This is a genomic window from Pedococcus bigeumensis (assembly GCF_006438965.1).
Lineage (GTDB): Bacteria > Actinomycetota > Actinomycetes > Actinomycetales > Dermatophilaceae > Pedococcus > Pedococcus bigeumensis_A.
Genome location: NZ_RCZM01000003.1, coordinates 372443 through 393775, shown reverse-complemented (window position 1 = coordinate 393775; position 21333 = coordinate 372443). Strand labels below are relative to the sequence as shown.

The window sequence follows — 21333 nt, the reverse complement described above, 5'->3', positions numbered from 1 at the left end:
GGGGTCCGCGCGACGGTCGGCCTAGCTGGCGGCGACCGCCCTGGCCACGCCCTCGGCGTCGCGGACCAGCGGGCTGAGCCCGACCGAGCGGGCGACCGCGTCGTCCAGGCCGCAGTGGACCAGCCAGTTGGCCAGGATCCGGTGCCCACCCTCGGTCAGCACGCTCTCGGGGTGGAACTGCACCCCGTGCAGGGGCAGGTCGCGGTGCCGGGCGGCCATGATGATCCCGGACTCGGTGTGCCCGTTGGGGACGAGGGTCTCCGGCACGGTCGCGGGGTCGATGGTCAGCGAGTGGTAGCGGGTCGCGGTGAACGGCGACGGCAGCCCGTGCAGGACGCCGGTGTCGTCGTGCACGACCCGGGACGTCTTGCCGTGCAACAGCTCAGGCGCCCGGCCGACGGTGGCACCGACCACGACCCCGAGGGCCTGGTGACCGAGGCACACCCCGAGCATCGGCTGGACCCGCTCGGCACAGGCCTCGATCATCGCCATCGAGACCCCGGCCCCCTCCGGTGTCCCGGGGCCGGGCGAGATCAGCACCCCGTCGAACTCCGCACCGTCAGCGGGGAGCACGGCGTCGTTGCGCACGACCTCGCACTCGGCGCCGAGCTGCTGCAGGTAGCCGACGATGGTGAAGACGAAGCTGTCGTAGTTGTCGACGACGAGGATCCGCGTCATGGCTGCTCCCGGGTCATCGGTGGTCCTGGTGGACGTAGCTGGCGGCACGGGCGGCCGAGGGGTCGACCGTGTTGTCGTTGAACGGCATCAGCGGGGCGATCCGGGGAAAGAGCCACAGGAAGCAGACGGCCACGACGGCCAGCACCAGCACGGCCGCCAGCAGGATCCGCACTGCGAGGGGACCGGGCAGCGCCCGCCAGATCGCGGCATACAGCATCGGTCAGGCTCCCTTCGGGACCGCGAGGGTGCCGGCGGGCAGGCCGTCGGCACGCGGGTAGGTCTTCACCAGCTCGGCGAAGACGACGTAGCGCTGCGCCGCGCTGTACTTCGGGTGGCACGCGGTCATCGTCATCCAGCGCTCGGTGGGTTTTGCTCCGGGTTTGTCGGGCACGGGCGCGATCACCTGCACGTCGGTGGGCGCCACGATCTCGTGCCGCTTCACGGCATACACGCTGTATGCCGTCTTGGTCTCGACCACGACCACGTCACCGGTGCGCAGCTTGTCGATGTCGTGGAACGGCCGCCCGTAGGTCGTGCGGTGCCCGGCGACAGCGAAGTTGCCGATCGCCCCCGGGCCTGCCGTGCCGTCATAGTGGCCGATGCCGTCCTCGAGGACGTCCCGGCTGGTGCCCTGGAGGAGCGGGCGGGCGTAGTCGGCGCCGAGGCGGGGGATCCGCACGATGGCGAACGCCTTCCCGAACGGGACGGCCTTGGGCTGCTCGCTCGTCGGACCGGTCGGGGCCGGTGTCTCGGCGAAGTCCCGCGTCAACGTCGACACGGTCGCGTCCTGGGTGCGGTTGGCCGTGACATCGGTCCACCACAGCTGCCAGCCCACGAAGAGCAGGAGCAGCAGCCCGGCCGTGACCAACAGGTCGCCGACGATCCCCAGGGTCCAGCGGGCCGCCTTCATCGGGTGGCCCGCGCGCGCTCGAGGTTGATCGAGCCGGCGTACGCGGGGAAGGTCTGCTTGGAGCGCGTCGTCACGTCGTAGCCGACGCCGACCGCGCCGACCCACTGCCGGTAGATCGAGACCGTCGGGCTGCGCTCGAGGGCGTCCTTGAGGTTGTTCTGGTTGCCGATGGCAGAGATGACGTAGGGCGGTGAGTAGACCCGGCCCTGGAGGATGAGGGTGTTGCCGACGCAGCGGACGGCGCTGGTCGAGATGATCCGCTGGTCCATCAGCATCATCGCCTCGGCCCCGCCTTCCCAGAGTGCGTTAACGACGGCCTGGACGTCCTGCTGGTGGACCACGTAGTCGTCGACGGAGATGCCGTCGGGCAGCCTTGACGGGACGTTCTTGGCGTCGGTGAGCGAGACCCGCACTGTGGGACCGGACACGGCCTGGGTGCCGGCGGCCAGCATCAGCGTGTCGGCCTGCCTGGTCAGCTGGGTGACCCGGAGGTCGCCGGGGGCCTGCTCGGCCGAGAGCCGGTCGACCTCGGCCCGCAGCTGGGCGACCCGGTCGGCGAGGACGGTGTTCTGGCGGGTGTGATCGCGGATCAGGCCCGGCAGGTCACCACCCGACGACCGCAGATCGGTGCCGCGCGCGGTGGCCGCGCTCAGGGCGAACAGCAGCCCGGCAGCCAGCGCCACCAGCGGAACCACGGCCGACCAGAGGGTGGGGCGGCGCGTCAGCCACGTCAGCCGCTGGTCCGCCATGGCACTACGCTATGCCACACGTCGTGACGGTTGACGCTGCCGTCCGAGTTCCGAGGAGTGTTTCGTGCCTGAGTCCAAGGGTCGCGCCAAGCGCGCGTACACCCCGCCGAGCAAGCCCGCGAAGGCCAAGGTCGGCAACCCGCCCTGGTTCGTGCCGGTGATGCTGACGCTCATGGTCGTCGGCCTCCTGTGGGTCGTGGTCTTCTACATCACCAGCCAGCGCTTCCCCGTCGAGTCGCTCGGCCGCTGGAACCTCGGTATCGGCTTCGCCCTGATGCTGTCCGGTTTCGCGATGACGACCCGCTGGCGCTGACGACCGCACGACTGCGCACCCGTGGCGCGTCGGTTGTCCACAGGGTTGTCCACAGCTGGGGACAAATAACAGCCGTGTAATACGGCATTGACCGTAGACGGGGCTCAGCCGAAGAGCGGAGCCGGCGACGCGGCATACTTCGCGACCGCGATGGCGACCAGCACGACCAGCACGAGCGCCACGCCTGGCCACTGCCAGCGACGCCGTTCGCGCGACGAGGTCGCGGCGATCACCCCAGCCACTGCGGCTCCGGTGAGCAGGCCGCCGAGGTGGGCCTGCCAGGCGATGCCTGGCACCACGAACCCGATCACGGCGTTGATGCCGATCGTCGCGTACATGCCGGCCGAGGACCGGCCGAGGTGCCGGTTGAGCACCAGCAGCGCACCGAACAGGCCGAACACCGCACCCGACGCACCGACCGTCCCGGGACCCCAGAAGCTCTCGTACGGCGGGGCGTACGGAACCGTCCGGGGCGACGTGAAAAGCATGTAGATGACCGAGCCGCCGAGCGCGCTGACGAGGTAGACCGCGGCATACCGCACGCCACCGAGCAGTCGCTCGAGGTACTGTGCACCCACCATCCACAGGGCCAGCATGTTGAACAGGATGTGGGTGATGGTCGCGTGCGCGAACGCGGCGGTGAGGAAGCGCCACGGCTGGTCCCGCGCCGCGCCGGGGTCGAACAGGATCTGCTCGGTCACCGAGGGGCGCGCCGTCTGGAGCACGAACACGGCGACGCAGATCGCGATGATCGCGTAGGACACCCCCGGCGTGTCGGTGACGTTGCCGCCGAAGACGGTCCGCGTGGTGCGGACCGTCTTCGCCTGCTCCTTGACGCAGTCGACGCACTGGACGCCCACCGCGGCCGGGCGCTGGCACTCGGGACAGACCGGCCGGCCGCAGCGTTGGCAGCGCACATAGGAGACCCGGTCGGGGTGCCGCGGACAGACTGGTGTCGTCTGCTGCTGCGGGTATGCCGCGGGTTCACTCATGCGTGGACCTTGCCTTGGAGGGGTGCTGCTGGGTCGCCGTCAGTCGTGGACGACGACCGACTCCAGGACAACGTCCTCGACGGGCTTGTCGTTCGCACCGGTGGGGACGGCCGCGATCTTGTCCACGACCTCACGGCTCGGGCCGTCGGACACCTCACCGAAGATGGTGTGCTTGCCCTGCAGCCAGGTGGTGTTTCCGACGGTGATGAAGAACTGCGACCCGTTGGTCCCCTTGCCCATCCGCTTGCCGGCGTTGGCCATGGCGAGCATGTAGGGCTTGGTGAAGTCCTTGTCGGGGCTGATCTCGTCATCGAAGGTGTAGCCCGGGCCGCCGAAGCCCTGCCCGAGCGGGCACCCGCCCTGGATCATGAACCCGGGGATGATGCGGTGGAACACCAGGCCGTCGAAGAACGGCGTGGGGTTGGATCGGCCGGCGTCGTCGCGGTACTCCTGCTCGCCCTTGGCCAGTCCCACGAAGTTCTTGACGGTCTTCGGGGCGTGGTCGGGGAACAGCGTGACGTTGATGTCGCCGTGGTTGGTCTTGAGGGTGACGTCCATGTCGCTCATCCTTCCATGCGACGTCCGGTCAGATGGCTCTCAGTACCCCCGCGGGCTTGCTCACCAGCGGAAACAAGGCAGGATGGGTCGGGAGAAGTCGTCCGTCCGGTCGGCAACCGGGGCCTTGATCGGCACTGGTTCGCGACCGTCCGGAGTCCATCGCACACCAAGTCACAGGAGGCCACGGTGTTCCGCACCAAGACCAAGACTGAGCAGGCCACCGAGGCCGTCAGCAGCTCCGCGCAGAGCGCAGCCGACTACGCCGTCGCCCTCAAGGAGCGCGTCGCACCGGCCGCCGAGGTCGCAAAGGAGCGCGCGACCCAGGCCAAGGACTGGAGCAAGCCGCACGTCGATGCCGCGCGCGAGTGGGCCAAGCCGCACGTCGACCACGGCATCGAGGTCGCCGCTCCCAAGCTGCAGGGTGCCGTCGAGGGGCTGGCCCCCAGGGTCGACACCGCGCGCGACACGATCGTCGACTCGTTGCTCCCCAGGGTCGCCGAGGCGATCGCTGCGGTGGCTGCTGCCTCTGCCGCCGCCAAGACCGCCGCGAGCGACACTGCCGACCGTTCCTCGGACGCCTACTCGGTGCTCAAGGGCGACGCGGTCGCCAAGCCGCGCAAGCGCAAGGGCAAGATCTTGCTGTTCCTCGGCCTCGCGGCCGCCGCTGCAGCCGCGCTCGCCGCGTTCAAGAAGTCGGCGCCGCGCGAGGACCCGTGGGCCACGCCGCTCGACGACCCCTACACCGCGCCGACGACCGGTCGCGACTCCAGCACCAGCAAGGTCGCCAACCTCGCCGACGCCGCCAAGGACAAGGCCAGCAGCGCCGCCGAGACCGTCAAGGACAAGGCCGTTGACGCCAAGGACAAGGCCACCGAGGCCGCATCCGACGCCAAGGACAAGGTGACCAGCAAGGGTCGGCACGTCGCGACCGACGCCGCCGACGGTGTGCAGGATGCCGCTGACGAGGTCTCCGACGCCGCCGATGATGCCAAGAACAAGGTCGACTGACCCGTTCCCCAGGGTGTGCAGCACCCTTTGCTAGCAAGGTTTGGCGGAAGGTGGACAGGTTGCGACCTGTCCACCTTTCACTTTCCTTTGCTGGCAAAGGGTGCTGCACGGAGGGTGAGTGAGCGAGCCGGAAGGTAGCGTGGGACCGCATGTGGGACTTGGCTGCCGGACCGTTCCTCGCCGCGGCGGGGCTGCTCGTGGTCGCCGGGGTCCCGAAGATCGTCGATCCGCTGCCGCTGGTGCGGGCGTTGCGCGCGGCGGGTATGCCGGCCGGCCGCCTTCTCGTCCGTGCCTTCGCCGTCGCCGAGGTCGGGGTGGGCGGCTGGGCGCTGACCGCGCCCGGACGGCTGAGCGCCGCCCTGGTGGCCGCGGCCTACCTCGTCTTCACGGCGTTCGTGGCGCGGGTGCACGGGCGAGGTGGGGTGCTCGGCTCGTGCGGTTGTTTCGGGAAGCCCGACACCCCCGCGACCCGCAGTCACCTGGCCCTGACCGCCGTCGCTGCACTGACCGCGCTCGCCGTGGCAGTCGACGCCCCGGTCGGTGTGTGGTCGGACGTCGACACCGCTGGCCTGACCACCGCGGGACTGGCCGTGGTCATCGGGTTCCTCGCCTGGCAGGTAATGGCCGTCCTGCCGACCACGTCCCCCGTCGCCATCCGCAGCAGCGTCGCGCCGACGCGCCCGAGCTCCACCACGAAGGACTGACCTGATGCTCACCGTCGTGATCGCCGAAGGCGTGGCCATCGTGCTGCTCGGGGTGCTCGTCCTCGGGCTGCTGCGCAGCCACGCGCTCATCCTCAAGGCCCTGCACGAGCTCGGCGCCGGGCTGGAGCTGGAGAAGGAAGCGGGTACCGGAGTCACCACGGCGACCACCGGCGGCAAGCCCGGACCGGTGCCTGTCGAGCTCGAGACGGGCGTCGTGCAGGCGACCCGCAAGGACTCGGCCACCGCCCGTGACATCGTCGGCACCGACCTGGACCGGGCCGAGCAGCGAGTCACCGTCACGACCCCCGGCTGCCGCACGCTGCTGGCCTTCCTCACCAGCGGGTGCAGCGTCTGCCAGACGTTCTGGGACGAGTTCCAGGGACCGGTGGACGTCCCCGGCAACGGCGACCTGCAGATCATCGCGAAGGGGTCCGCCGAGGAGTCGGTCTCGAGCCTGCGCACCCTGGCCAGGGACCGCGACGTCGTGCAGTCCTCCGGCGCCTGGGTGGACTACGACATCCCCGGGTCGCCGTACTTCGTCTACGTCGAGGGCGGGGTGGTCACCGGGGAGGGCTCGGCCACCACGTGGGCGCAGGTCCGCGACCTGATGGCCCAGGGCGTCGCCGACAACGACGAGGCGCGGGCGGCCGCCGGCCGCACCGGTCCCGGGCTGCTCGTCGGCGCCGACCTCGGCCGCGGCGAGCTCGACAGCCTGCCGCGGATGGACGCCGAGCTGCTGGCCGCTGGGGTGGGTCCCGGCGACGCCAGCCTCTACCGCGCCCCCGACGCCGAGCCAGCCGACGAGCACGACCACGCGCACGGTCACTCCGGTCACGACCACCCCGAGCACCGCCACGAGCACTGACGTGTCGGTGACCGTGCTCGCCCTCGCGCTGGGTCTCCCCATGGCCGCGGTCGCCGCGGTCCGGGCGACCTGGTCCCCTTGAGGCGAGTCGATGCTCTCGAGCATCAGCCCGCTCGGCGAGCGGGCCCGCAACTCCCGCTGGTGGCTGACCGCCACGGCATACCTCCTCGGGTCGTTGGCCGGTGGACTCGCCATGGGCGGCCTGGCCGCCCTGCTCGGCTCCTCCCTGCCGGACTCCGTGCGGACCTCGCGGTGGACCCTGGTCGTCGTCGCAGGCCTGCTGCTGGTCGGGCTGGCCTTCGACCTGCGCGGCCCCCAGTCGCTGCCCTCCTGGCGGCGCCAGGTGGATGTGGACTGGCTGACGCGCTACCGGGGCTGGGTCTACGGCGGCGGCTTCGGCGTCCAGCTCGGGTTCGGCCTGGTCACGATCATCACCAGCGCGACCACGTATGCCGTCGTGCTGCTCGCCGCCCTCACCGGTCACCTCGCCGCCGGGCTGGCGGTGGGCGCGACGTTCGGGGTGGTTCGGGCGCTGCCCTCGCTGCTGCTGGCGCGCGTCGATGACCGCGACAGCCTGCACCGCGTCTTCATCCGTGTCGAGCAATGGACAAATCCGGCAGCAGTCATCGCTAAGGTGGCTCTGGGAGGAGCGGCCGCGATCCTGCTGGCCGCCGCAATCGGGAGTTGAGAGCAGTGGCTGACAACTACGGGCTCAGGGCCGCCGCGCCGCAGGGCTGGCAGGTGTCCGTGACCCGTAGGCCTGGTGCCGAGCCCGCTGCGCCCACGGGGGTCGTCATCCGCGGCGCCGCCCCCCACGCAGCCGAGGGGCCGCAGGCCGACGTGACCCGCGCGGTGCTGCATGCCTGCACGCGCCCGATGCCGGCCGACCGTGGCGACTTCGGCAGCAACGTGGTGGACCTGCTGGGTCCGGACGACATCTTCGTGGCGCTGGTCGACTACGGCACCGAGGTCGCCGACCAGGGGCTGTTCGAGAACCAGGGGATGCCACGGCTGGCGCCGTCGCAGTTCGGGCCCAACCGGCTGCAGCGACCGCTGCCCGGGATGAGCGCTTCGCAGCACTTCTTCAGCTCCGGCGGCCGGGCGTTCTGCCTGTTCACCGTCGTGGGCAGCCATGCCCGCCGGATGGCCTCGGTGCCCCGGGCGGCCGCGTTGGTCGCCTCGATCCGGATCACCGATCGGGCCACCCTCGCCCGACAGGGAGGACGACCGTGAGCACCCTCGAGGACCTCAACGCCGGACCTGGCGGGATGGCCGGGTTCGTGAGCGCCCTGTCCCGACGGTTTCGGCCGGTCTCGCGCCGGGACGTGCTCGTCGGTGCCACGGTGGCCGCCACGGCCCTGGCCACCAAGCCCAGGGAGTACGCACTCACTCCTGTCGCGGCATACGCCACCATCTGCGGACCCGGAAACACGGCGTCGAGCGGCTGGACGGTGTTCTGCGCGACGGTGAACAAGGGTGTAAACACCTGCCCGCCCGGCAGCTTCGCAGCCGGCTGGTGGAAGGCTGCCGACTCCTCGTGGTGCGGCGGCGGCTACCGCTACATCGTCGACTGCAACGCCAGCTGCTCGAAGTGCACGACCGGGTGCAGCGACAACATGTGCGACGCCAAGTGCTGGAGCTGCTCGTGCGGCACCGGGTCGACGGCGACCTGCGACCAGCGCCGGATCTGCTGCAACGCCTTCCGCTACGGCCAGTGCAACACCCAGATCAAGTGCAGCGGTGGCGTCCACTGCCGCGTCGTGAGCTGCGTGGCGCCCTACCAGTGGACCAGCTGCACGACGACGTCGCTGGTCGACAACCGCACGAGCGAGCACAGCGCCCCCAGCCTCCCCGTCTGGAGCGCGATCACGTCGAAGTACCGCGCGCTGGGCGAGCAGCGGTCGTTCCTCAAGGCCTCGACCGGTCCGCAGCGCGCCGTCGGCGATGGCCGTGGGCAGTACGTCAGCTTCCAGGGTGGCCGTATCTTGTGGAGCTCCAAGACCGGCGCGCGCTCGCTGACCGCCTTCACCGACTCGGTCTTCACGGCGAACGGTGGTCCCACCGGCGCCCTGGGCTACCCGACCGCCGACAAGGTCACCGGGCGACCGGACGGTGGCTGGATCCAGACCTTCGAGAACGGCGCCATCACGGACAGCGCATCCACCTCCACCCAGCTCGTCTGGGGTGTCCGGTGGCCGGTCTGGCAGCGGGAGGGCCGGGAGGCCGGCCACCTCGGTTATCCCATCTCGGCGACGCAGAGCCTGCCCGGCGCCTGGATCCAACGGTTCCAGCAGGGCGCCATCGTCGACAGCACGGCGACCACGAGCCAAGCCGTGTGGGGTGTGCGCTGGACGGTCTGGGAGCAGACAGGTCGCGAGACCGGTCCGCTGGGCTTCCCCGTCGCCGCCCGGGAGGACCTCGGGAACGGCGCCTGGATCCAACAGTTCCAGACCGGCGCGATCACCGACTCCACCGCCACCTCGACGCAGGCCGTCTCGGGCGCGATCTACGCCACCTGGGTGGCCAACCGACTCGACAAGGGTGTGCTCAGGTTCCCGACGGCAGCACAGGCGGACGACACGCGGGGGTCGCACCAGACCTTCCAGGGTGGTGAGCTGTGGGCGCTCGACTCCGGTCCCGCCCGACGCGTCTACGGCGCGGTGCTGACGCAGTGGAAGGCGGCCGGAGGGGCGACCGGCAGGTACGGCTACCCCGTCACCGACACGACCGCCTCGGGCGACGGGCTCACCTGCACCTTCGAGGGCGGCACGATCACGACGTGATCCCGCGCGCCTGATCGTCGTCGAGCTCGAGCTCATCTCCGCGGTCGGGTTCGTGGTCGCCGTCGGAATCGTGCGCCGCTTCGCGCAGCTCCCGGCTGCCGTCGGGCAGGCGCCGGGTCACCAGGGTGCTGTCGAGGCGTTCCAGCAAGGGCACCGCCACCCGGCGTGAGGTGCCCATCGCCCGCGCGGCCTCCCCCACGGTGAACGGCTGCGCCAGCCGACCGATCGCCGCGGCCGCGCGTTGCAGGGCGTCACCGGCCAGGACCACCCCGGCCAGCCGCAGGACCTGACCGCGCTCCGCCGCGCGGGCCAGGTCCTGGGGGGTGAACGCCCAGACATCGAGCTGGTCACGCGACGGCGCCAGCAGCGGATGCGCGCTGAGCCAACCAACGAGCGCCTGTATGCCGTCTGGTGCCTCTGGCGCAGGCTGAGAGGGTGGGGCGGGTGGGGCGGGTGGGGCGGCTTGTGCCTCGCCTCGACGGCGGTCGCGACGCGTGGGTGGATCCACCACCGCGACCTCGACCCCGGCGAGCACCTCGCGCAGACCGGGGTCACGCAGCACGGCACGGTCGCCCGGTACGAGGGGGACGGGTCGCGGCAGCCGGAGGCGGACCATTCCGCAAGGGAGCCGCTGGGTGCGGACGGTCAGGGCCGCAGTGCCCACGTGCAGCGTCACTTCTCTCGGGAGCCGCGCTCCGACCTCGGGACCGGTGACTTGGACAATGGCTGCTGCTGGCGGCCAGGACTCGGTCAGCAGCGCATCGCCCCGGTACACCTCCACGGCGGCCAGTCCGCGCAGGTTCACCGCCACCCGGGCCGGGCCGCTCAGGACCTCGACCTGCTCGTCGCAGGACTGCAGGCCACGCACCGTGATCCGACGCCCTCGCAGCAGGAGAGCGTCATCCACCCGGAGCGTCCCCGACTCCAGGGTCCCGGTGACCACCGCGCCCGCTCCCCGGATGGTGAACGACCGGTCCACCCACAGCCGGACGGGGGGCTCGTCCTCCCTGTCAGCGATCGGGCGAAGCGCAACCGCTTGCGCCAGGCGCCCCAGCGCTGCGCGGAGGTCGGGCAGGCCGGCTCCCGTTGCCCCGGAGACCAACACCGTCTCCGCCACCCGGATCCCGAGAGCGGTACAGCGCTCCCTCGCTTCCTGCGCGGCACTCTCGCCAGGTGTGCGGTCGCACCGGGTCACGACGAGCAGGACGTGCTCGATCCCGAGCGCGGCGATGGCACGGGCGTGCTCCTGCGACTGTCGACACCACCCGTCGTCCGCGGCGAAGACGAACATCACGGCTCGCACCGGTCCGAGTCCCGCGAGCATGTTGCCGGTGAAGTGCTCGTGCCCGGGCACGTCGACCAGGCTGACCCGGCTGCCGTCGATGTCGGTCCACGAGTAGCCCAGGTCGATCGTGAGGCCGCGACGACGTTCCTCGGCCCAGCGGTCCGGCTCCCGACCGGTGAGCAGGCGGACCAGGGTCGACTTGCCGTGGTCGACGTGACCTGCTGTCGCGACGACGGCCATCAGGGCCTCACCCGCTAACCGACGACGGTGCGGATCGCCTGTGCCACCAAGGGATCCGCAGCTTCCGGGATGCAGCGCAGGTCGACCAGGCAGTGAGCCCGCTCGACCCTGGCAAGGACGGGGCGGGGCTGCAGACGCAGCCCCGCGGCATACGACTCTGGGAGGGCGACCGCCCACCCCGGGAGGGTGTGGCCCGGCGCCCCACCGCCGCCGACCACACCGTCGGCCGGGACGGTGGTGCCGAGTCCCTCGGGGAGGGCAGCGACGAGAGCATCACAACGCGCGCGCAGTCGGTCCGGGTCGGCTTCGAGCGCGTCCCACACCGGGGCGCGGGGACCGCGCAGGGTGGCCTCGAGCGCGGCCAGCGTCGTCTTGTCGGCACGGACCGCCCGGGCCAGGGGATGCCGGCGCAGCCGGGTCACGGTGTCGGTCCGACCGAGGACGAGTCCCGCCTGTGGTCCGCCCAGCAGCTTGTCGCCGCTGCAGGTGACCACCGCCGCACCGTCGGCGAGCGAGCGCGCCGCGTCGGGTTCGTCGGGCAGCAACCGGTGCGGTCGCAGCAAGCCACTGCCGATGTCGTGCACCACCGGTGGACCCAGCGCCGCGAGGGCCGCCACCGGGACTGCCGAGGTGAACCCCTCGACCCGGAAGTTGCTCGGATGCACCTTGAGGACGCAGCCGGTCTCGGGACCAATGGCAGCCTCGTAGTCGGCCAGGGTCGTGCGGTTGGTCGTGCCCACCTCGCGCAGCCGCGCACCGGCGCTCGCGATGAGGTCGGGCAGCCGGAACCCGTCCCCGATCTCGACCATCTCGCCACGGCTGACGACCACCTCTCGGCCGGCTGCGAGCGCGGTGGTGGCCAGCACCAGGGCCGCCGCCCCGTTGTTCACCACGAGCGCGGCCTCTGCCTCGGGCAGCAGCTCGAGGAGGGCGGCGAGGGTGCCCCGGCCCCGGGTGCTCCGCCGACCGGTGGCCAGGTCGAGCTCGACGTCGACAGTGCCGGCGGCCGCGCGCATCGCCTCGACCGCGGCGTCGGACAGGGGCGCCCTGCCCAGGTTGGTGTGGATGACGACCCCGGTCGCGTTCAGGACCGGAGTCAGGGTGGTCGACCGCTCTGGCAGGGCCGCGAGCGTCGATGCCACGACGTCGTCCGGGCTGATTTCTCCTGCTCTCGCCAGCGCCTGGGCGGCTTGCACGGCAGCCTTCACGGACTCGTGGCCGAGGCGCGAAACAGCTTGTGCCACAGCGGGTTCCGCGAGGACGAAATCGGTGCGCGGCACGAGGCGGCGCGCGTCCGCGGGGTGCGGCATACGCCCTCCTGTCGTTGGCGGAGGCGGACGGGAATCGAACCCGCCCAGCCGAGGTGCTTGGCTGCACCGGTTTTGAAGACCGGGAGGGCCACCAGGCGCCTGCACGCCTCCGTTGGCGAGGCTAGCGTAGGCAGCGTGACCATTCAGGGCGTTCCCGTGCGACTGACGCAGTATGCCGCGGGCGGCGGCTGCGCCTGCAAGATCCCACCCGGTGAGCTCGAGGAGGTGGTGCGCGGTCTGGGTGGCCAGTCGGGCGGGCTCGGGCACGACCTACTTGTCGGGCTCGACGACGGTGACGACGGCGCCGTGGTGCGGGTCAGCGGTGACGTGGCGGTGATCAGCACCGCCGACTTCTTCACGCCGGTGGTCGACGACGCCTACGACTTCGGACGGATCGTCGCGGCCAACGCGCTGTCGGACGTCTACGCGATGGGCGGCCGGCCGGTGCTGGCGATCAACCTGGTCGGCTGGCCGCGGTCGGTGCTGCCGATGGAGCTGTTGCGCGAGGTGCTCCGCGGTGGGCTCGACGTGGCCTCGCAGGCTGGCTGCCCGGTGGCTGGCGGTCACAGCATCGACGACCCGGAACCCAAGTACGGCATGGCCGTGACCGGCGTCGCCGACCCGGATCGGTTGCTGCGCAACGACTCCGCGCAGGAAGGGTTGCCGATCTCGCTGACCAAGCCGATCGGTGTCGGCCTGCTCAACAACCGGCACAAGGCCACGGGTGAGGTGTTCCCGCACGCCATCGCGTCGATGGTCGAGCTCAACGACATCGCCAGTGCAGCGGCCCTCGAGGCGGGGGCCGCGGCAGCGACCGACGTGACCGGGTTCGGGCTGCTCGGTCACCTCTTCAAGCTGCTCCGCGCGTCCGGGGTCGGCGCGACGTTGGACTCGGCTGCCGTGCCGGTCCTCGACGGTGCGTGGGAGGCGCTGCGCGATGGCTACGTGTCCGGGGGCACCCGCCGTAACCTCGAGTGGGTCCAACCACACCTGGACGGTGGTGCGTCCGAGGATGTGCTGCTCATGCTGGCGGACGCCCAGACCAGCGGTGGGCTGCTGGTCGTCGGTGAGATACCGGGTGCGCCAGTCATCGGCCACACGGTCGCCGGACCGGCCCGGATCGAGATTCGCTGAACCGCTGCTGTCCAAGAGGCCTTGTGACTGAGCGGGGTTCGGCGCACGCTGGGGTCATGGCCAGGTACGAGCTCATCGCCCACAACCGGGCCGGGCAGCCGCACGGCCGCCCGGTCTTCGTCACCGCGGACAGTCCGGGCGAGGCGGTGATGGTCGGTGGCCCGACGCTGCGCCGCGTCGTCGAGCGGGACCACACCCACGCCGACCTGTATGCCGTGTACCGGCACCGCCGGGTCCGTGGCCGGCGGTTGGTGGGCGCCTTCTCTCCGGACGGACCGGACACCGGGACGGCCGGCGTGCGCGAACCGCGGCGCCCGCTGCCCAACCCGCCGAGCCTGCGGGCGGAAGCCGAGCTCCCGGCATTCCCGGACATCTGAGGCAGGCACTCCTCCGGACCGGTGCGCACGCAGTAGCGTGTGCCCACTTCACTTCTCCCCCCGGAGGCCCTGCCGTGCCGCACTTTGACCACACCCTGTCCGTGAGCGCGCCGCCCGCCGCCATCTTCACCATCGTCGACGACTTCACCAAGACCCCCCAGTGGCTGTCGCGATGCACCGGCATCGACAAGCTGGACGAGGGCGGCAACGACGTGGGGACGCGGTTGAAGTACCACTACAACGACGGTCGCCGCTCCGGGACGATGGACGGTCAGATCATCGCGCGGGAGCCGGACCGGCACTTCGCGATGAAGTTCACCGACAAGATGATGGACGTGACGGTCGACTTCGTCGCTGCCTCCGACGGGGTGGGCACCACGCTGACGCACTCGATCGACATCGCCACCAAGGGCCTCGGCAAAATCTTCACGCCGCTGATTCGGCGCGACCTGCCCAAGCAGACGATGGACGCGATGACCAAGCTCAAGGCGATGGCGGAGTCCGCCTGACGGTGCGTCCGAAGGGGTGTACGCGACATACCCACAGCCCTAGGCTGCCAACGTTCGCGTGTGTTGGACCACTCTCACGGAGGTGTAGCGATGGCGGGGAAGTTCGAGCTCTACCAGGACAAGGCCGGCAAGTACCGCTTCCGGCTCAAGTCCAGCAACGGCCAGGTGATCGCCGTGGGCGAGGCCTACGAGTCGAAGGCGGCGGCACAGAGCGGCATCGATTCCGTGCAGAAGAACGCGCCGGGGGCGCCCGTCGTCGAGGTCGACGGATAGCTCACCACAGCATCGACCAGGCCTCGCTCGGCAACCATCCCGTTATGCCGCGCGGGGCCTCGTCGTGTGTCGGCACCGTGGATCTGGCGTCGGGGCTCGGGACGTGGATGGAGTTGCGGACGGCACCGATCCCGCCAGGCCGGGCGCGATGACCGGGGAGCAGTGGAGGGCATGGTCGGCCCGGATCGCCGTGGTCGTGGCAGCGGTGGTGGTCTCCGTCGCGCTCTCACGGTTGTGGACCTACGCCAACGCCGACGACCCTGACCTGATCGAGCAGGGCTCCATCGCGCGAGCAGCGTCGAGCGCCTGCGCGGCGATGCGTGACTCCGCAGCGGCCTCGGCAGTGGCTTCGACCGCACCCATCCCGCAACGGGTCGGCGCCATCAACGCCCAGAACGACGCGGTCACCGAGCTCATCGCCACGATGAACCAGCTCGGCCCGGACCGCCTCCAGGCCGACCAGCCTGCGGACCAGTGGCTCGAGGACTGGCAGCGCCTGGTCTCGGCGCGGGACGCCTATGCGCGGTCGCTCGCAGCGGGCAAGCCGAAACCCATGGTGCTGCCGACGATCGACGGCAAGGGCCTGGTCGACCGGCTCAACAACGTCGGCCTGAACTGCCGCGTCCCGTTGGTCCTGCTGGCGCCCTAGCTCTCGTCGGCTGGGCGACCCCCTTGCAGCTCGGCGATCTGGGCCCGCGCTGCGGTGACGAGCTCGGCGTTGGTGTTGGCATGGCCGCGCAGACCCCAACCTCCCTCGACAGCCTCTGTCAGCATGACCCAGGTCCGGTCGGTGAGGGTCGGGTCGCCGGCCGCCGTCGCCACGATGTCGGTGAGCTGTCGCACGACACCAAGCTGCTTGTCACGGTCGAGGGCCCCCGCGTTGGTGAGGACCTGGACCCGCACGTAGCTGCTGTCGCCGTCGACATTCGCTAGCGAGTCCGCGGGCAGGTCGTGCACGAACGCGGCAGTGTTCTGCCGGAACATCGGGATGTTGGGCACTTCCTCGATCGTCATCACGGCTGTGGCGAGGTCCACCGCGAGCTGCTGCGTGTCGGCAAAGGTGCCGGCGGGGGCATACACATCGATCATGGGCATGGTGGACTCCTGACATGAGGTGGGACCGAAGGGTTCCTCGTGATGGTCCACTATGATGATCGTCATAGTCAAGAGTCGAGGTGAGTGACGCAGGTGGCAGGGTCGGGGAACTCGGAGCCGTCGGCATCGGAGCGGTCGGCATCGGAGCGGTCGGCATCGGAGCGGTCGGCATCGGAGCGGTCAGCACGCCAGCGGATGGTCGACAGCGCCATCCTGCTGTTGGCCCGGGGCGGCTACCAGGCGACGTCGTTCTCGTCGGTGCTGGAAGCCTCGCAGGCGCCGCGCGGCTCGATCTACCACCACTTCCCGGACGGGAAGGACCAGCTCATCGCCGCCGCCGTGGAGCTCGCGGGTGCGCGGGCGGTCGCGGTCCTCGACAGCCTCGACGGTCTGCCGGCGCCGGAGGTCGTCGACGGTTTCATGCTGCTCTGGCGGACGGTGCTGGCGCGATCAGACTTCGGGGCCGGCTGCTCGGTGCTGGCAGTCACGGTCTCGAGCGGCTCCGAGGAGCTCCTCGATGCGGCGGCAGAGGTGTTCCGGTCGTGGGGCGCGCGATTGGCCGAGCTGTTGCAGCGCGGGGGAATTCGGCACGAGGAGGCAACGTCGTTCGCGACGATGGTGATGGCCGCCAGTGAAGGGGCGGTCGTGCTGGCCCGCGCCCGGCGCGACATGGAGCCGTTCGACCTGGTCGCGACCCAGCTGCGCGAGGACGCCAAGCGCCGAGTGGGATGACCCGAGTGGCCTAGGGGCCTAGGCGTTGGCCTTGGCGTTGGCGCTGCCCAGGATCTGGGTGACGGCCCGGTTGATGACGTCGAGGCCTTCGCGAGTGACGGTCGGGCCGCCGCTGCTCACGGTGGCGCGGCTGTGGCACGCGGCGCCCCACGGAAGGCCGGCCTGCTTGGCGAGAGCCCGGCCCATCGCCGGCATGGTCCCCACCTTGACGCCGCAGCGCACCGCGGCGGCTTCGAAGACGTCCAGGGGGAGGCTGGCTCCCTCCCCGACGGTCTGCGTCGGAACGCCGAGCTGCCGGCAGAGGCGGTCGACCTGCTCCTGCTCGGAGACTCCGGTGCGGGTACCGCTGCCGTTCAGGCCGGGGAATGCGCGATCGTCGTCACCGAGGCAGGAAGAGCACCAAGCTGGGTTCATTCCGTGCCTACAGTCATCACTCATAGTGCTAACTGTACGTCTCCCCGGAAGCCTCCCAGTCCACGGCGAGTTCGCGGGTCCACCGATGCGGCCGCAATGTCGTGTTCGACCCGGCCCATCAAGATCTCCGCGCTCTTTCATTGCGCGATGAATTGGCACATGCTGGAGTCATGGACCAGCATACGAAACGGAGCCGAGCCGCCCCGCCGTCCCGGCTGGTCAGAGTCACCACTCCGCTCGCACGACGCCTCGCAGGCCACGCATGGTTCCCGCTCTGGGCAGTGATGCATCACGTCGGACGCAAGAGCGGCACGGATTACGCCATTCCCGTCGCCATCGTCCCGACGCGCGGTTCGGACACCTTTCTCGTCGGCCTGCCCTGGGGGGAGGGCACGAACTGGGCCAAGAACGTGCTCGCTGCAGGTGGGGCCGTCGTGACGTGGAAGGGCCGCGACTGGCGGACGACGAATGCGCGGATCGTCGGTCCAGCTGTCGCCGTGACCTTGGCGAAGGCAGGACCCATCAAGAAAGTCGTGGGCAGCGGCCGCTTCCCGGCCTTCATCCAGCTCGACCGCTGAGTCCGGGTTCTTCTGGCCACCCGTGCCGGGCGCTGCCCTGACATCAGGGGCTGACCCGGTGTGGATGGCCAGAAGTCGAAGAGACGGCAAAGGCCCCGCGCGGCATACCGGCGGGGCCTTGCTGTGGTCGTGGGGAAGCTGGTGGAGCCAAGGGGACTCGAACCCCTAACCCCCTGCTTGCAAAGCAGGTGCGCTACCAATTGCGCCATGGCCCCGTCGGATCACGGTCCGGATCGAGGCCGGCCCGTTCACCTGGTTGGTTGCCTACTTCGGGGAGTCCGTCGCCTCGGCCCAGAGGTCCTTCTCGGCCTGTTGGGCCTTGAGCTTCCGCTGGATTGCCGTGGCGCCGATGGCCGTCACGATGAGGAGCAGGAGCTTCTTCATGGGCCGTCGCCTTCCCTCGCAGAACAACCGCGGGGATCGGGATTGGTGGGCCTAACAGGACTTGAACCTGTGGCCTCTTCCTTATCAGGGAAGCGCTCTAACCGTCTGAGCTATAGGCCCGTGAGCCCAATCTCCGCTGCGCCACGGGAGGTGGCGCGAGGCACGAGGTTACAGCACGCACTCACGCACATCCAAAACGGTTACCGCCCGCCGACCTGTGCAGGTCAGCGGGCGGTTTCCGGCATGCCGTGGGGCCGGGTTTCGGGGTCGGTTCAGTCGTCCGTGAGGGTGAGCTGGAGGCCGCCAACCAGGGCCGAGCAGATGTTGTAGAGGAACGCTCCGAGCGTCGCCAGGGCGGTCATCAGGATGACGTCGATGACCCCGAGGACGATCGAGAGGGACAGCACCCGACCGAAGCCGAGGAAGTCCATGATGTCGAACGGGTTCTCCGAGTCGCTGATGATCGTGCCGACCAGCCGGTTGACCTCACTGAAGACGCCCATGCCGGACAGGATCATCCACAGCACCGCCACCATGACGACGCCGGCGATGCCGAGGGCGACCGAGATGAGGAACGACATCTTCATCGCCGACCAGGGGTCGACCCGCGAGACCGTCAGCTTGACGCGACGAGCGCGGGCGGCCGCAGCGGCGGACTGGGCGCCTGTCGGCCGGGCGGCACCGGCCGGGCGTGCGCTCTGGGCAGAGCCCGCCTGACCCGGGCTCACGCTGGGGGCGGCCCCTCCCTGGGGGAGGGCCGACCTGCTGGTCTGGCCTGCCGTGCTCACTCGCTACCTCCGCTGGCGTCGCTCTCAGGGGCGTCGGACGCCTGGTCGATATCCCCGGCTTCCTGCTCGTTACCTGACGACGGTACGGCATCCACGGCCGGTGAGCCGCTTTCAGTGGCCGCGTCGGACGCACCAACTGCCCCAACTGCGTCCTCCGCGTCGACCTCACCAGCCTCGACCTCGTCCACCGCCCGCTCGGGGTTGCGGGCCAGGGCGACGACCGAGTCGCCGTTGCCCGGGTTGGCGAACTTCATGCCCTGGGTGTTGCGGCCGCGCCGCGTGACCGGGCTGACCGGCATACGCACGATGTTGCCCTTGCCCATGATGACCAGGACCTCGTCGTCCTCGCTCACCGTGAGGGCACCGACCAGGTCGCCGTTGCGCTCAGTGATCTTGGCGACGGCGACACCGAGGCCACCGCGGCCCTTGGCGTTCCAGTCCGAGGCCGGCGAGCGCTTGGCCATGCCGTTCTCGAAGACCACGAACACGTCGGGGTCCTCGCCCTCGTGGATGACGCTCAGCGACAGCAGCGAGTCGTCGCCGCGGAACCGCATCCCGGTGACGCCGCTCGTCGCCCGACCCATCGGCCGCAGCTGGGCGTCCGTCGCGTGGAAGCGCACCGACTGTGCCTTGCGCGACACCAGCAGCAGGTCGTCGGTCGGGGACGCGAGGTCCGCGGCCACGAGCTCGTCGCCCTCCTTGAGGTTGACGGCGATGAGGCCGCCGCTGCGGGGGGAGTCGTAGTCGCCGAGCCGGGTCTTCTTGACCAGGCCGTTCTTCGTGGCGAGCACGAGGTAGGGCTGCTGGGCGTAGTCGCGCACGTCGAGGACCTGGGCGATCTTCTCGTCCGGCTGGAACGCGAGCAGGTTGGCGACGTGCTGACCCTTGGCGTCCCGCCCGGAGTCGGGCAGCTCGTAGGCCTTGGCGCGGTAGACCCGGCCGAGGTTGGTGAAGAAGAGCAGCCAGTGGTGCGACGTCGTCGTGAAGAAGTGGTCGACCATGTCGTCGCCGCGCAGCGAGGCGCCACGCACGCCCTTGCCGCCCCGACCCTGGGACCGGTAGGCGTCGACCCGGGTGCGCTTGGCGTAGCCACCACGGGTGATGGTGACGACCACGTCCTCCTCGGGGATGAGGTCCTCCATCGACATGTCGCCGTCGAAGAACTCGATCCGGGTGCGGCGGTCGTCGCCGAACTTGTCGACGATGTCGCTCAGCTCGCTGGACACGATCGTCCGCTGGCGTTCCGGCTTGGCGAGGATGTCCTCGAAGTCCAGGATCATCGCCTCGAGCTCGTTGTGCTCGTCGATGATCTTCTGGCGCTCGAGGGCGGCCAGGCGACGCAGCTGCATCTCGAGGATCGCGCGCGCCTGGAGCTCGTCGATGCCGAGCAGCTCGATCAGGCCCTCGCGGGCCGACTCGACGGTGGGCGAGCGCCGGATGAGGGCGATGACCTCGTCGAGGGCGTCGAGCGCCTTGAGCAGACCACGCAGCACGTGGATCTGGGCCTCGGCCTTGCGCAGCCGGAACTTGGTGCGCCGCTGGATGACCTCGATCTGGTGCTCGACCCAGTGCCGGATGAAGGCGTCGATCGGCAGCGTTCGCGGCACCCCGTCGACGAGGGCCAACATGTTGGCGCCGAAGTTGTTCTGCAGCTGGGTGTGCTTGTAGAGGTTGTTGAGCACTACCTTGGCCACCGCGTCGCGCTTGAGCACGATGACGAGGCGCTGGCCGGTGCGACCGGACGTCTCGTCGCGGATGTCGGCGATGCCCGACAGGCGGCCGTCCTTGATCAGCTCGGCGATCTTCTGCGCCAGGGTGTCGGGGTTGACCTGGTAGGGCAGCTCGGTGACCACGAGGCACTGCCGGCCCTGGATCTCCTCGACCTCGACGACCGCGCGCATGATGACCGAGCCACGGCCGGTGCGGTAGGCGTCCTCGATGCCCTTGCGACCCAGGATCAGTGCACCGGTGGGGAAGTCGGGGCCGGTGATCCGGGCGAACACCGCGTCGAAGGTCTCGTCGCGGGTGGCGTCCGGGTGGGCCAGCAGCCACTGGGCGGCGTCGGCCACCTCGCGCAGGTTGTGCGGCGGGATGTTGGTGGCCATGCCGACCGCGATGCCGGAGCTGCCGTTGACGAGCAGGTTGGGGAACCGGCTCGGCAGGACGACGGGCTCCTGCGTCTTGCCGTCGTAGTTGTCGCGGAAGTCGACCGTGTCCTGGTCGATGTCGCGCACCATCTCCATGGCCAGCGGGGCCATCCGGCACTCGGTGTACCGGGGCGCGGCGGCCGGGTCGTCGCCCGGGCTGCCGAAGTTGCCCTGGCCGTCGACCAGCGGGTAGCGCAGCGACCAGTCCTGCACGAGGCGGACGAGGGCGTCGTAGATCGAGGAGTCACCGTGCGGGTGGTACTGACCCATCACCTCACCGACGACGCGACTGCACTTGTTGTAGCCGCGGTCGGGGCGGTAGCCACCGTCGAACATCGCGTAGACCACGCGACGGTGCACCGGCTTGAGGCCGTCGCGCACGTCGGGCAGCGCCCGGCTCACGATCACCGTCATCGCGTAGTCGATGTAGCTGCGCTGCATCTCGGTGTTGAGGTCGACCGCTTCGGTGCGGTCGTACTCGATCGGCGGTATCTCAGTCATGAATTC

The 21333-nt window shown here is 70.3% G+C and carries 27 protein-coding genes and 3 tRNA genes; 14 read left to right on the top strand and 16 right to left on the bottom strand.

Annotated elements, in window-relative coordinates:
- Positions 1–21: 21 nt before the first annotated feature.
- From EAH86_RS10280 to EAH86_RS10265, 4 genes are read right to left on the bottom strand one after another with little or no spacing between them, the layout of a single operon-like run.
- Positions 22–678 (bottom strand): aminodeoxychorismate/anthranilate synthase component II, encoded by a 657-nt coding sequence (locus EAH86_RS10280; RefSeq protein WP_140740091.1) that lies wholly within the window; start codon positions 676–678, stop codon positions 22–24.
- 13 nt (positions 679–691) lie between these two features.
- Positions 692–895 (bottom strand): hypothetical protein, encoded by a 204-nt coding sequence (locus tag EAH86_RS10275; protein WP_338325242.1) that lies wholly within the window; start codon positions 893–895, stop codon positions 692–694.
- A 3-nt stretch (positions 896–898) separates the two neighbouring features.
- On the bottom strand, positions 899–1588 hold the full coding sequence (locus tag EAH86_RS10270) for a class E sortase (RefSeq protein ID WP_140740087.1): 690 nt from the start codon (positions 1586–1588) through the stop codon (positions 899–901).
- Positions 1585–2337 (bottom strand): DUF881 domain-containing protein, encoded by a 753-nt coding sequence (locus tag EAH86_RS10265; RefSeq protein ID WP_140740084.1) that lies wholly within the window; start codon positions 2335–2337, stop codon positions 1585–1587. Before EAH86_RS10265 ends, EAH86_RS10270 begins: the two co-directional genes overlap by 4 nt.
- Positions 2338–2401: 64 nt before the next feature.
- On the opposite strand from EAH86_RS10265, the gene EAH86_RS10260 reads away from it, so the two are divergent.
- The gene (locus tag EAH86_RS10260; RefSeq protein ID WP_140740081.1) at positions 2402–2650 is read left to right on the top strand and encodes a cell division protein CrgA; all 249 of its coding nucleotides are present in this window, start codon (positions 2402–2404) and stop codon (positions 2648–2650) included.
- 104 nt (positions 2651–2754) lie between these two features.
- Here EAH86_RS10260 and EAH86_RS10255 read toward each other — a convergent pair whose 3' ends face one another.
- Together EAH86_RS10255 and EAH86_RS10250 are read right to left on the bottom strand one after the other, a co-directional pair.
- On the bottom strand, positions 2755–3642 hold the full coding sequence (locus tag EAH86_RS10255; RefSeq protein WP_140740078.1) for a rhomboid family intramembrane serine protease: 888 nt from the start codon (positions 3640–3642) through the stop codon (positions 2755–2757).
- 39 nt (positions 3643–3681) lie between these two features.
- The gene (locus EAH86_RS10250; protein ID WP_140740075.1) at positions 3682–4200 is read right to left on the bottom strand and encodes a peptidylprolyl isomerase; all 519 of its coding nucleotides are present in this window, start codon (positions 4198–4200) and stop codon (positions 3682–3684) included.
- Between the two features lie 186 nt (positions 4201–4386).
- On the opposite strand from EAH86_RS10250, the gene EAH86_RS10245 reads away from it, so the two are divergent.
- From EAH86_RS10245 to EAH86_RS10220, 6 genes are all read left to right on the top strand, one after another.
- Positions 4387–5208, top strand: coding sequence for a hypothetical protein (locus EAH86_RS10245; protein ID WP_140740072.1), 822 nt, complete (start codon positions 4387–4389; stop codon positions 5206–5208).
- 149 nt (positions 5209–5357) lie between these two features.
- Positions 5358–5912, top strand: coding sequence for a MauE/DoxX family redox-associated membrane protein (locus tag EAH86_RS10240; protein WP_140740069.1), 555 nt, complete (start codon positions 5358–5360; stop codon positions 5910–5912).
- Positions 5913–5916: 4 nt separating this feature from the next.
- On the top strand, positions 5917–6777 hold the full coding sequence (locus EAH86_RS10235) for a hypothetical protein (protein WP_140740066.1): 861 nt from the start codon (positions 5917–5919) through the stop codon (positions 6775–6777).
- A gap of 91 nt (positions 6778–6868) precedes the next feature.
- A complete protein-coding gene (locus tag EAH86_RS10230) occupies positions 6869–7465 on the top strand; it encodes a sulfite exporter TauE/SafE family protein (protein WP_140740063.1) in 597 nt (198 codons plus the stop codon).
- Positions 7466–7470: 5 nt separating this feature from the next.
- On the top strand, positions 7471–8010 hold the full coding sequence (locus EAH86_RS10225; protein ID WP_140740060.1) for a hypothetical protein: 540 nt from the start codon (positions 7471–7473) through the stop codon (positions 8008–8010).
- Complete coding sequence (locus tag EAH86_RS10220) at positions 8007–9560, top strand: LGFP repeat-containing protein (protein ID WP_140740057.1); 1554 nt, start codon at positions 8007–8009, stop codon at positions 9558–9560. Before EAH86_RS10225 ends, EAH86_RS10220 begins: the two co-directional genes overlap by 4 nt.
- Here EAH86_RS10220 and EAH86_RS10215 read toward each other — a convergent pair.
- From EAH86_RS10215 to EAH86_RS10205, 3 genes are all read right to left on the bottom strand, one after another.
- Positions 9550–11085 (bottom strand): selenocysteine-specific translation elongation factor, encoded by a 1536-nt coding sequence (locus tag EAH86_RS10215; RefSeq protein WP_140740055.1) that lies wholly within the window; start codon positions 11083–11085, stop codon positions 9550–9552. The genes EAH86_RS10220 and EAH86_RS10215 overlap by 11 nt on opposite strands.
- Before the next feature lie 14 nt (positions 11086–11099).
- Positions 11100–12395: an L-seryl-tRNA(Sec) selenium transferase gene (gene selA, locus EAH86_RS10210; protein ID WP_140740052.1), complete on the bottom strand. Its 1296-nt coding sequence runs from the start codon at positions 12393–12395 to the stop codon at positions 11100–11102.
- Positions 12396–12410: 15 nt separating this feature from the next.
- Positions 12411–12506, bottom strand: a tRNA-Sec gene (locus EAH86_RS10205).
- A gap of 24 nt (positions 12507–12530) precedes the next feature.
- Between EAH86_RS10205 and selD the strand changes: the two genes are divergently transcribed.
- From selD to EAH86_RS10180, 5 genes are all read left to right on the top strand, one after another.
- Positions 12531–13529, top strand: coding sequence for a selenide, water dikinase SelD (gene selD / locus EAH86_RS10200; protein WP_140740049.1), 999 nt, complete (start codon positions 12531–12533; stop codon positions 13527–13529).
- 56 nt (positions 13530–13585) lie between these two features.
- Positions 13586–13906: a hypothetical protein gene (locus tag EAH86_RS10195; RefSeq protein ID WP_140740046.1), complete on the top strand. Its 321-nt coding sequence runs from the start codon at positions 13586–13588 to the stop codon at positions 13904–13906.
- 74 nt (positions 13907–13980) lie between these two features.
- Positions 13981–14415: an SRPBCC family protein gene (locus EAH86_RS10190; protein ID WP_277752330.1), complete on the top strand. Its 435-nt coding sequence runs from the start codon at positions 13981–13983 to the stop codon at positions 14413–14415.
- A 90-nt stretch (positions 14416–14505) separates the two neighbouring features.
- Positions 14506–14688 carry a YegP family protein gene (locus EAH86_RS10185; RefSeq protein WP_140740040.1) on the top strand — a complete coding sequence of 61 codons (183 nt, stop codon included), beginning with the start codon at positions 14506–14508 and terminating at the stop codon, positions 14686–14688.
- A gap of 103 nt (positions 14689–14791) precedes the next feature.
- Entirely contained in the window at positions 14792–15337 is a 546-nt protein-coding gene (locus tag EAH86_RS10180) for a hypothetical protein (protein WP_140740037.1), read from the top strand.
- On the opposite strand, the gene EAH86_RS10175 is transcribed toward EAH86_RS10180, so the two are convergent.
- Positions 15334–15783, bottom strand: a complete 450-nt coding sequence (locus EAH86_RS10175) for a 4-oxalocrotonate tautomerase (protein WP_140740035.1) — start codon at positions 15781–15783, stop codon at positions 15334–15336. The two genes, EAH86_RS10180 and EAH86_RS10175, sit on opposite strands and share 4 nt — an antisense overlap.
- A gap of 195 nt (positions 15784–15978) precedes the next feature.
- On the opposite strand from EAH86_RS10175, the gene EAH86_RS10165 reads away from it, so the two are divergent.
- Complete coding sequence (locus EAH86_RS10165; RefSeq protein ID WP_140740032.1) at positions 15979–16515, top strand: TetR/AcrR family transcriptional regulator; 537 nt, start codon at positions 15979–15981, stop codon at positions 16513–16515.
- Positions 16516–16533: 18 nt separating this feature from the next.
- Here the strand turns inward: EAH86_RS10165 and EAH86_RS10160 are convergent, their stop codons facing one another.
- On the bottom strand, positions 16534–16953 hold the full coding sequence (locus EAH86_RS10160) for a hypothetical protein (protein ID WP_140740030.1): 420 nt from the start codon (positions 16951–16953) through the stop codon (positions 16534–16536).
- A gap of 257 nt (positions 16954–17210) precedes the next feature.
- On the opposite strand from EAH86_RS10160, the gene EAH86_RS10155 reads away from it, so the two are divergent.
- Positions 17211–17507 carry a nitroreductase family deazaflavin-dependent oxidoreductase gene (locus EAH86_RS10155; protein WP_140740027.1) on the top strand — a complete coding sequence of 99 codons (297 nt, stop codon included), beginning with the start codon at positions 17211–17213 and terminating at the stop codon, positions 17505–17507.
- A gap of 139 nt (positions 17508–17646) precedes the next feature.
- Here EAH86_RS10155 and EAH86_RS10150 read toward each other — a convergent pair.
- From EAH86_RS10150 to gyrA, 5 genes are all read right to left on the bottom strand, one after another.
- Positions 17647–17722 (bottom strand) — tRNA-Ala (locus EAH86_RS10150).
- A gap of 49 nt (positions 17723–17771) precedes the next feature.
- Complete coding sequence (locus EAH86_RS20810) at positions 17772–17891, bottom strand: DLW-39 family protein (RefSeq protein ID WP_241668311.1); 120 nt, start codon at positions 17889–17891, stop codon at positions 17772–17774.
- 43 nt (positions 17892–17934) lie between these two features.
- Positions 17935–18011: transfer RNA gene (locus EAH86_RS10145), tRNA-Ile, on the bottom strand.
- Between the two features lie 152 nt (positions 18012–18163).
- Positions 18164–18679 carry a DUF3566 domain-containing protein gene (locus EAH86_RS10140; RefSeq protein ID WP_241668310.1) on the bottom strand — a complete coding sequence of 172 codons (516 nt, stop codon included), beginning with the start codon at positions 18677–18679 and terminating at the stop codon, positions 18164–18166.
- A complete protein-coding gene (gene gyrA / locus EAH86_RS10135) occupies positions 18676–21327 on the bottom strand; it encodes a DNA gyrase subunit A (protein WP_140740024.1) in 2652 nt (883 codons plus the stop codon). The genes EAH86_RS10140 and gyrA overlap by 4 nt, the downstream gene beginning before the upstream one ends.
- Between the last annotated feature and the right edge of the window lie 6 nt (positions 21328–21333).

Bases quoted from the DNA above. Each gene is read 5' to 3' on its own strand.
- EAH86_RS10280 (WP_140740091.1), bottom strand. From the start codon at position 678: ATGACGCGGATCCTCGTCGTCGACAACTACGACAGCTTCGTCTTCACC.
- EAH86_RS10275 (WP_338325242.1), bottom strand. From the start codon at position 895: ATGCTGTATGCCGCGATCTGGCGGGCGCTGCCCGGTCCCCTCGCAGTG.
- EAH86_RS10270 (WP_140740087.1), bottom strand. From the start codon at position 1,588: ATGAAGGCGGCCCGCTGGACCCTGGGGATCGTCGGCGACCTGTTGGTC.
- EAH86_RS10265 (WP_140740084.1), bottom strand. From the start codon at position 2,337: ATGGCGGACCAGCGGCTGACGTGGCTGACGCGCCGCCCCACCCTCTGG.
- EAH86_RS10255 (WP_140740078.1), bottom strand. From the start codon at position 3,642: ATGAGTGAACCCGCGGCATACCCGCAGCAGCAGACGACACCAGTCTGT.
- EAH86_RS10250 (WP_140740075.1), bottom strand. From the start codon at position 4,200: ATGGACGTCACCCTCAAGACCAACCACGGCGACATCAACGTCACGCTG.
- EAH86_RS10240 (WP_140740069.1), top strand. From the start codon at position 5,358: ATGTGGGACTTGGCTGCCGGACCGTTCCTCGCCGCGGCGGGGCTGCTC.
- EAH86_RS10235 (WP_140740066.1), top strand. From the start codon at position 5,917: ATGCTCACCGTCGTGATCGCCGAAGGCGTGGCCATCGTGCTGCTCGGG.
- EAH86_RS10230 (WP_140740063.1), top strand. From the start codon at position 6,869: ATGCTCTCGAGCATCAGCCCGCTCGGCGAGCGGGCCCGCAACTCCCGC.
- EAH86_RS10215 (WP_140740055.1), bottom strand. From the start codon at position 11,085: ATGGCCGTCGTCGCGACAGCAGGTCACGTCGACCACGGCAAGTCGACC.
- selA (WP_140740052.1), bottom strand. From the start codon at position 12,395: ATGCCGCACCCCGCGGACGCGCGCCGCCTCGTGCCGCGCACCGATTTC.
- EAH86_RS10195 (WP_140740046.1), top strand. From the start codon at position 13,586: ATGGCCAGGTACGAGCTCATCGCCCACAACCGGGCCGGGCAGCCGCAC.
- EAH86_RS10185 (WP_140740040.1), top strand. From the start codon at position 14,506: ATGGCGGGGAAGTTCGAGCTCTACCAGGACAAGGCCGGCAAGTACCGC.
- EAH86_RS10175 (WP_140740035.1), bottom strand. From the start codon at position 15,783: ATGCCCATGATCGATGTGTATGCCCCCGCCGGCACCTTTGCCGACACG.
- EAH86_RS10165 (WP_140740032.1), top strand. From the start codon at position 15,979: ATGGTCGACAGCGCCATCCTGCTGTTGGCCCGGGGCGGCTACCAGGCG.
- EAH86_RS10160 (WP_140740030.1), bottom strand. From the start codon at position 16,953: ATGAGTGATGACTGTAGGCACGGAATGAACCCAGCTTGGTGCTCTTCC.
- EAH86_RS20810 (WP_241668311.1), bottom strand. From the start codon at position 17,891: ATGAAGAAGCTCCTGCTCCTCATCGTGACGGCCATCGGCGCCACGGCA.
- gyrA (WP_140740024.1), bottom strand. From the start codon at position 21,327: ATGACTGAGATACCGCCGATCGAGTACGACCGCACCGAAGCGGTCGAC.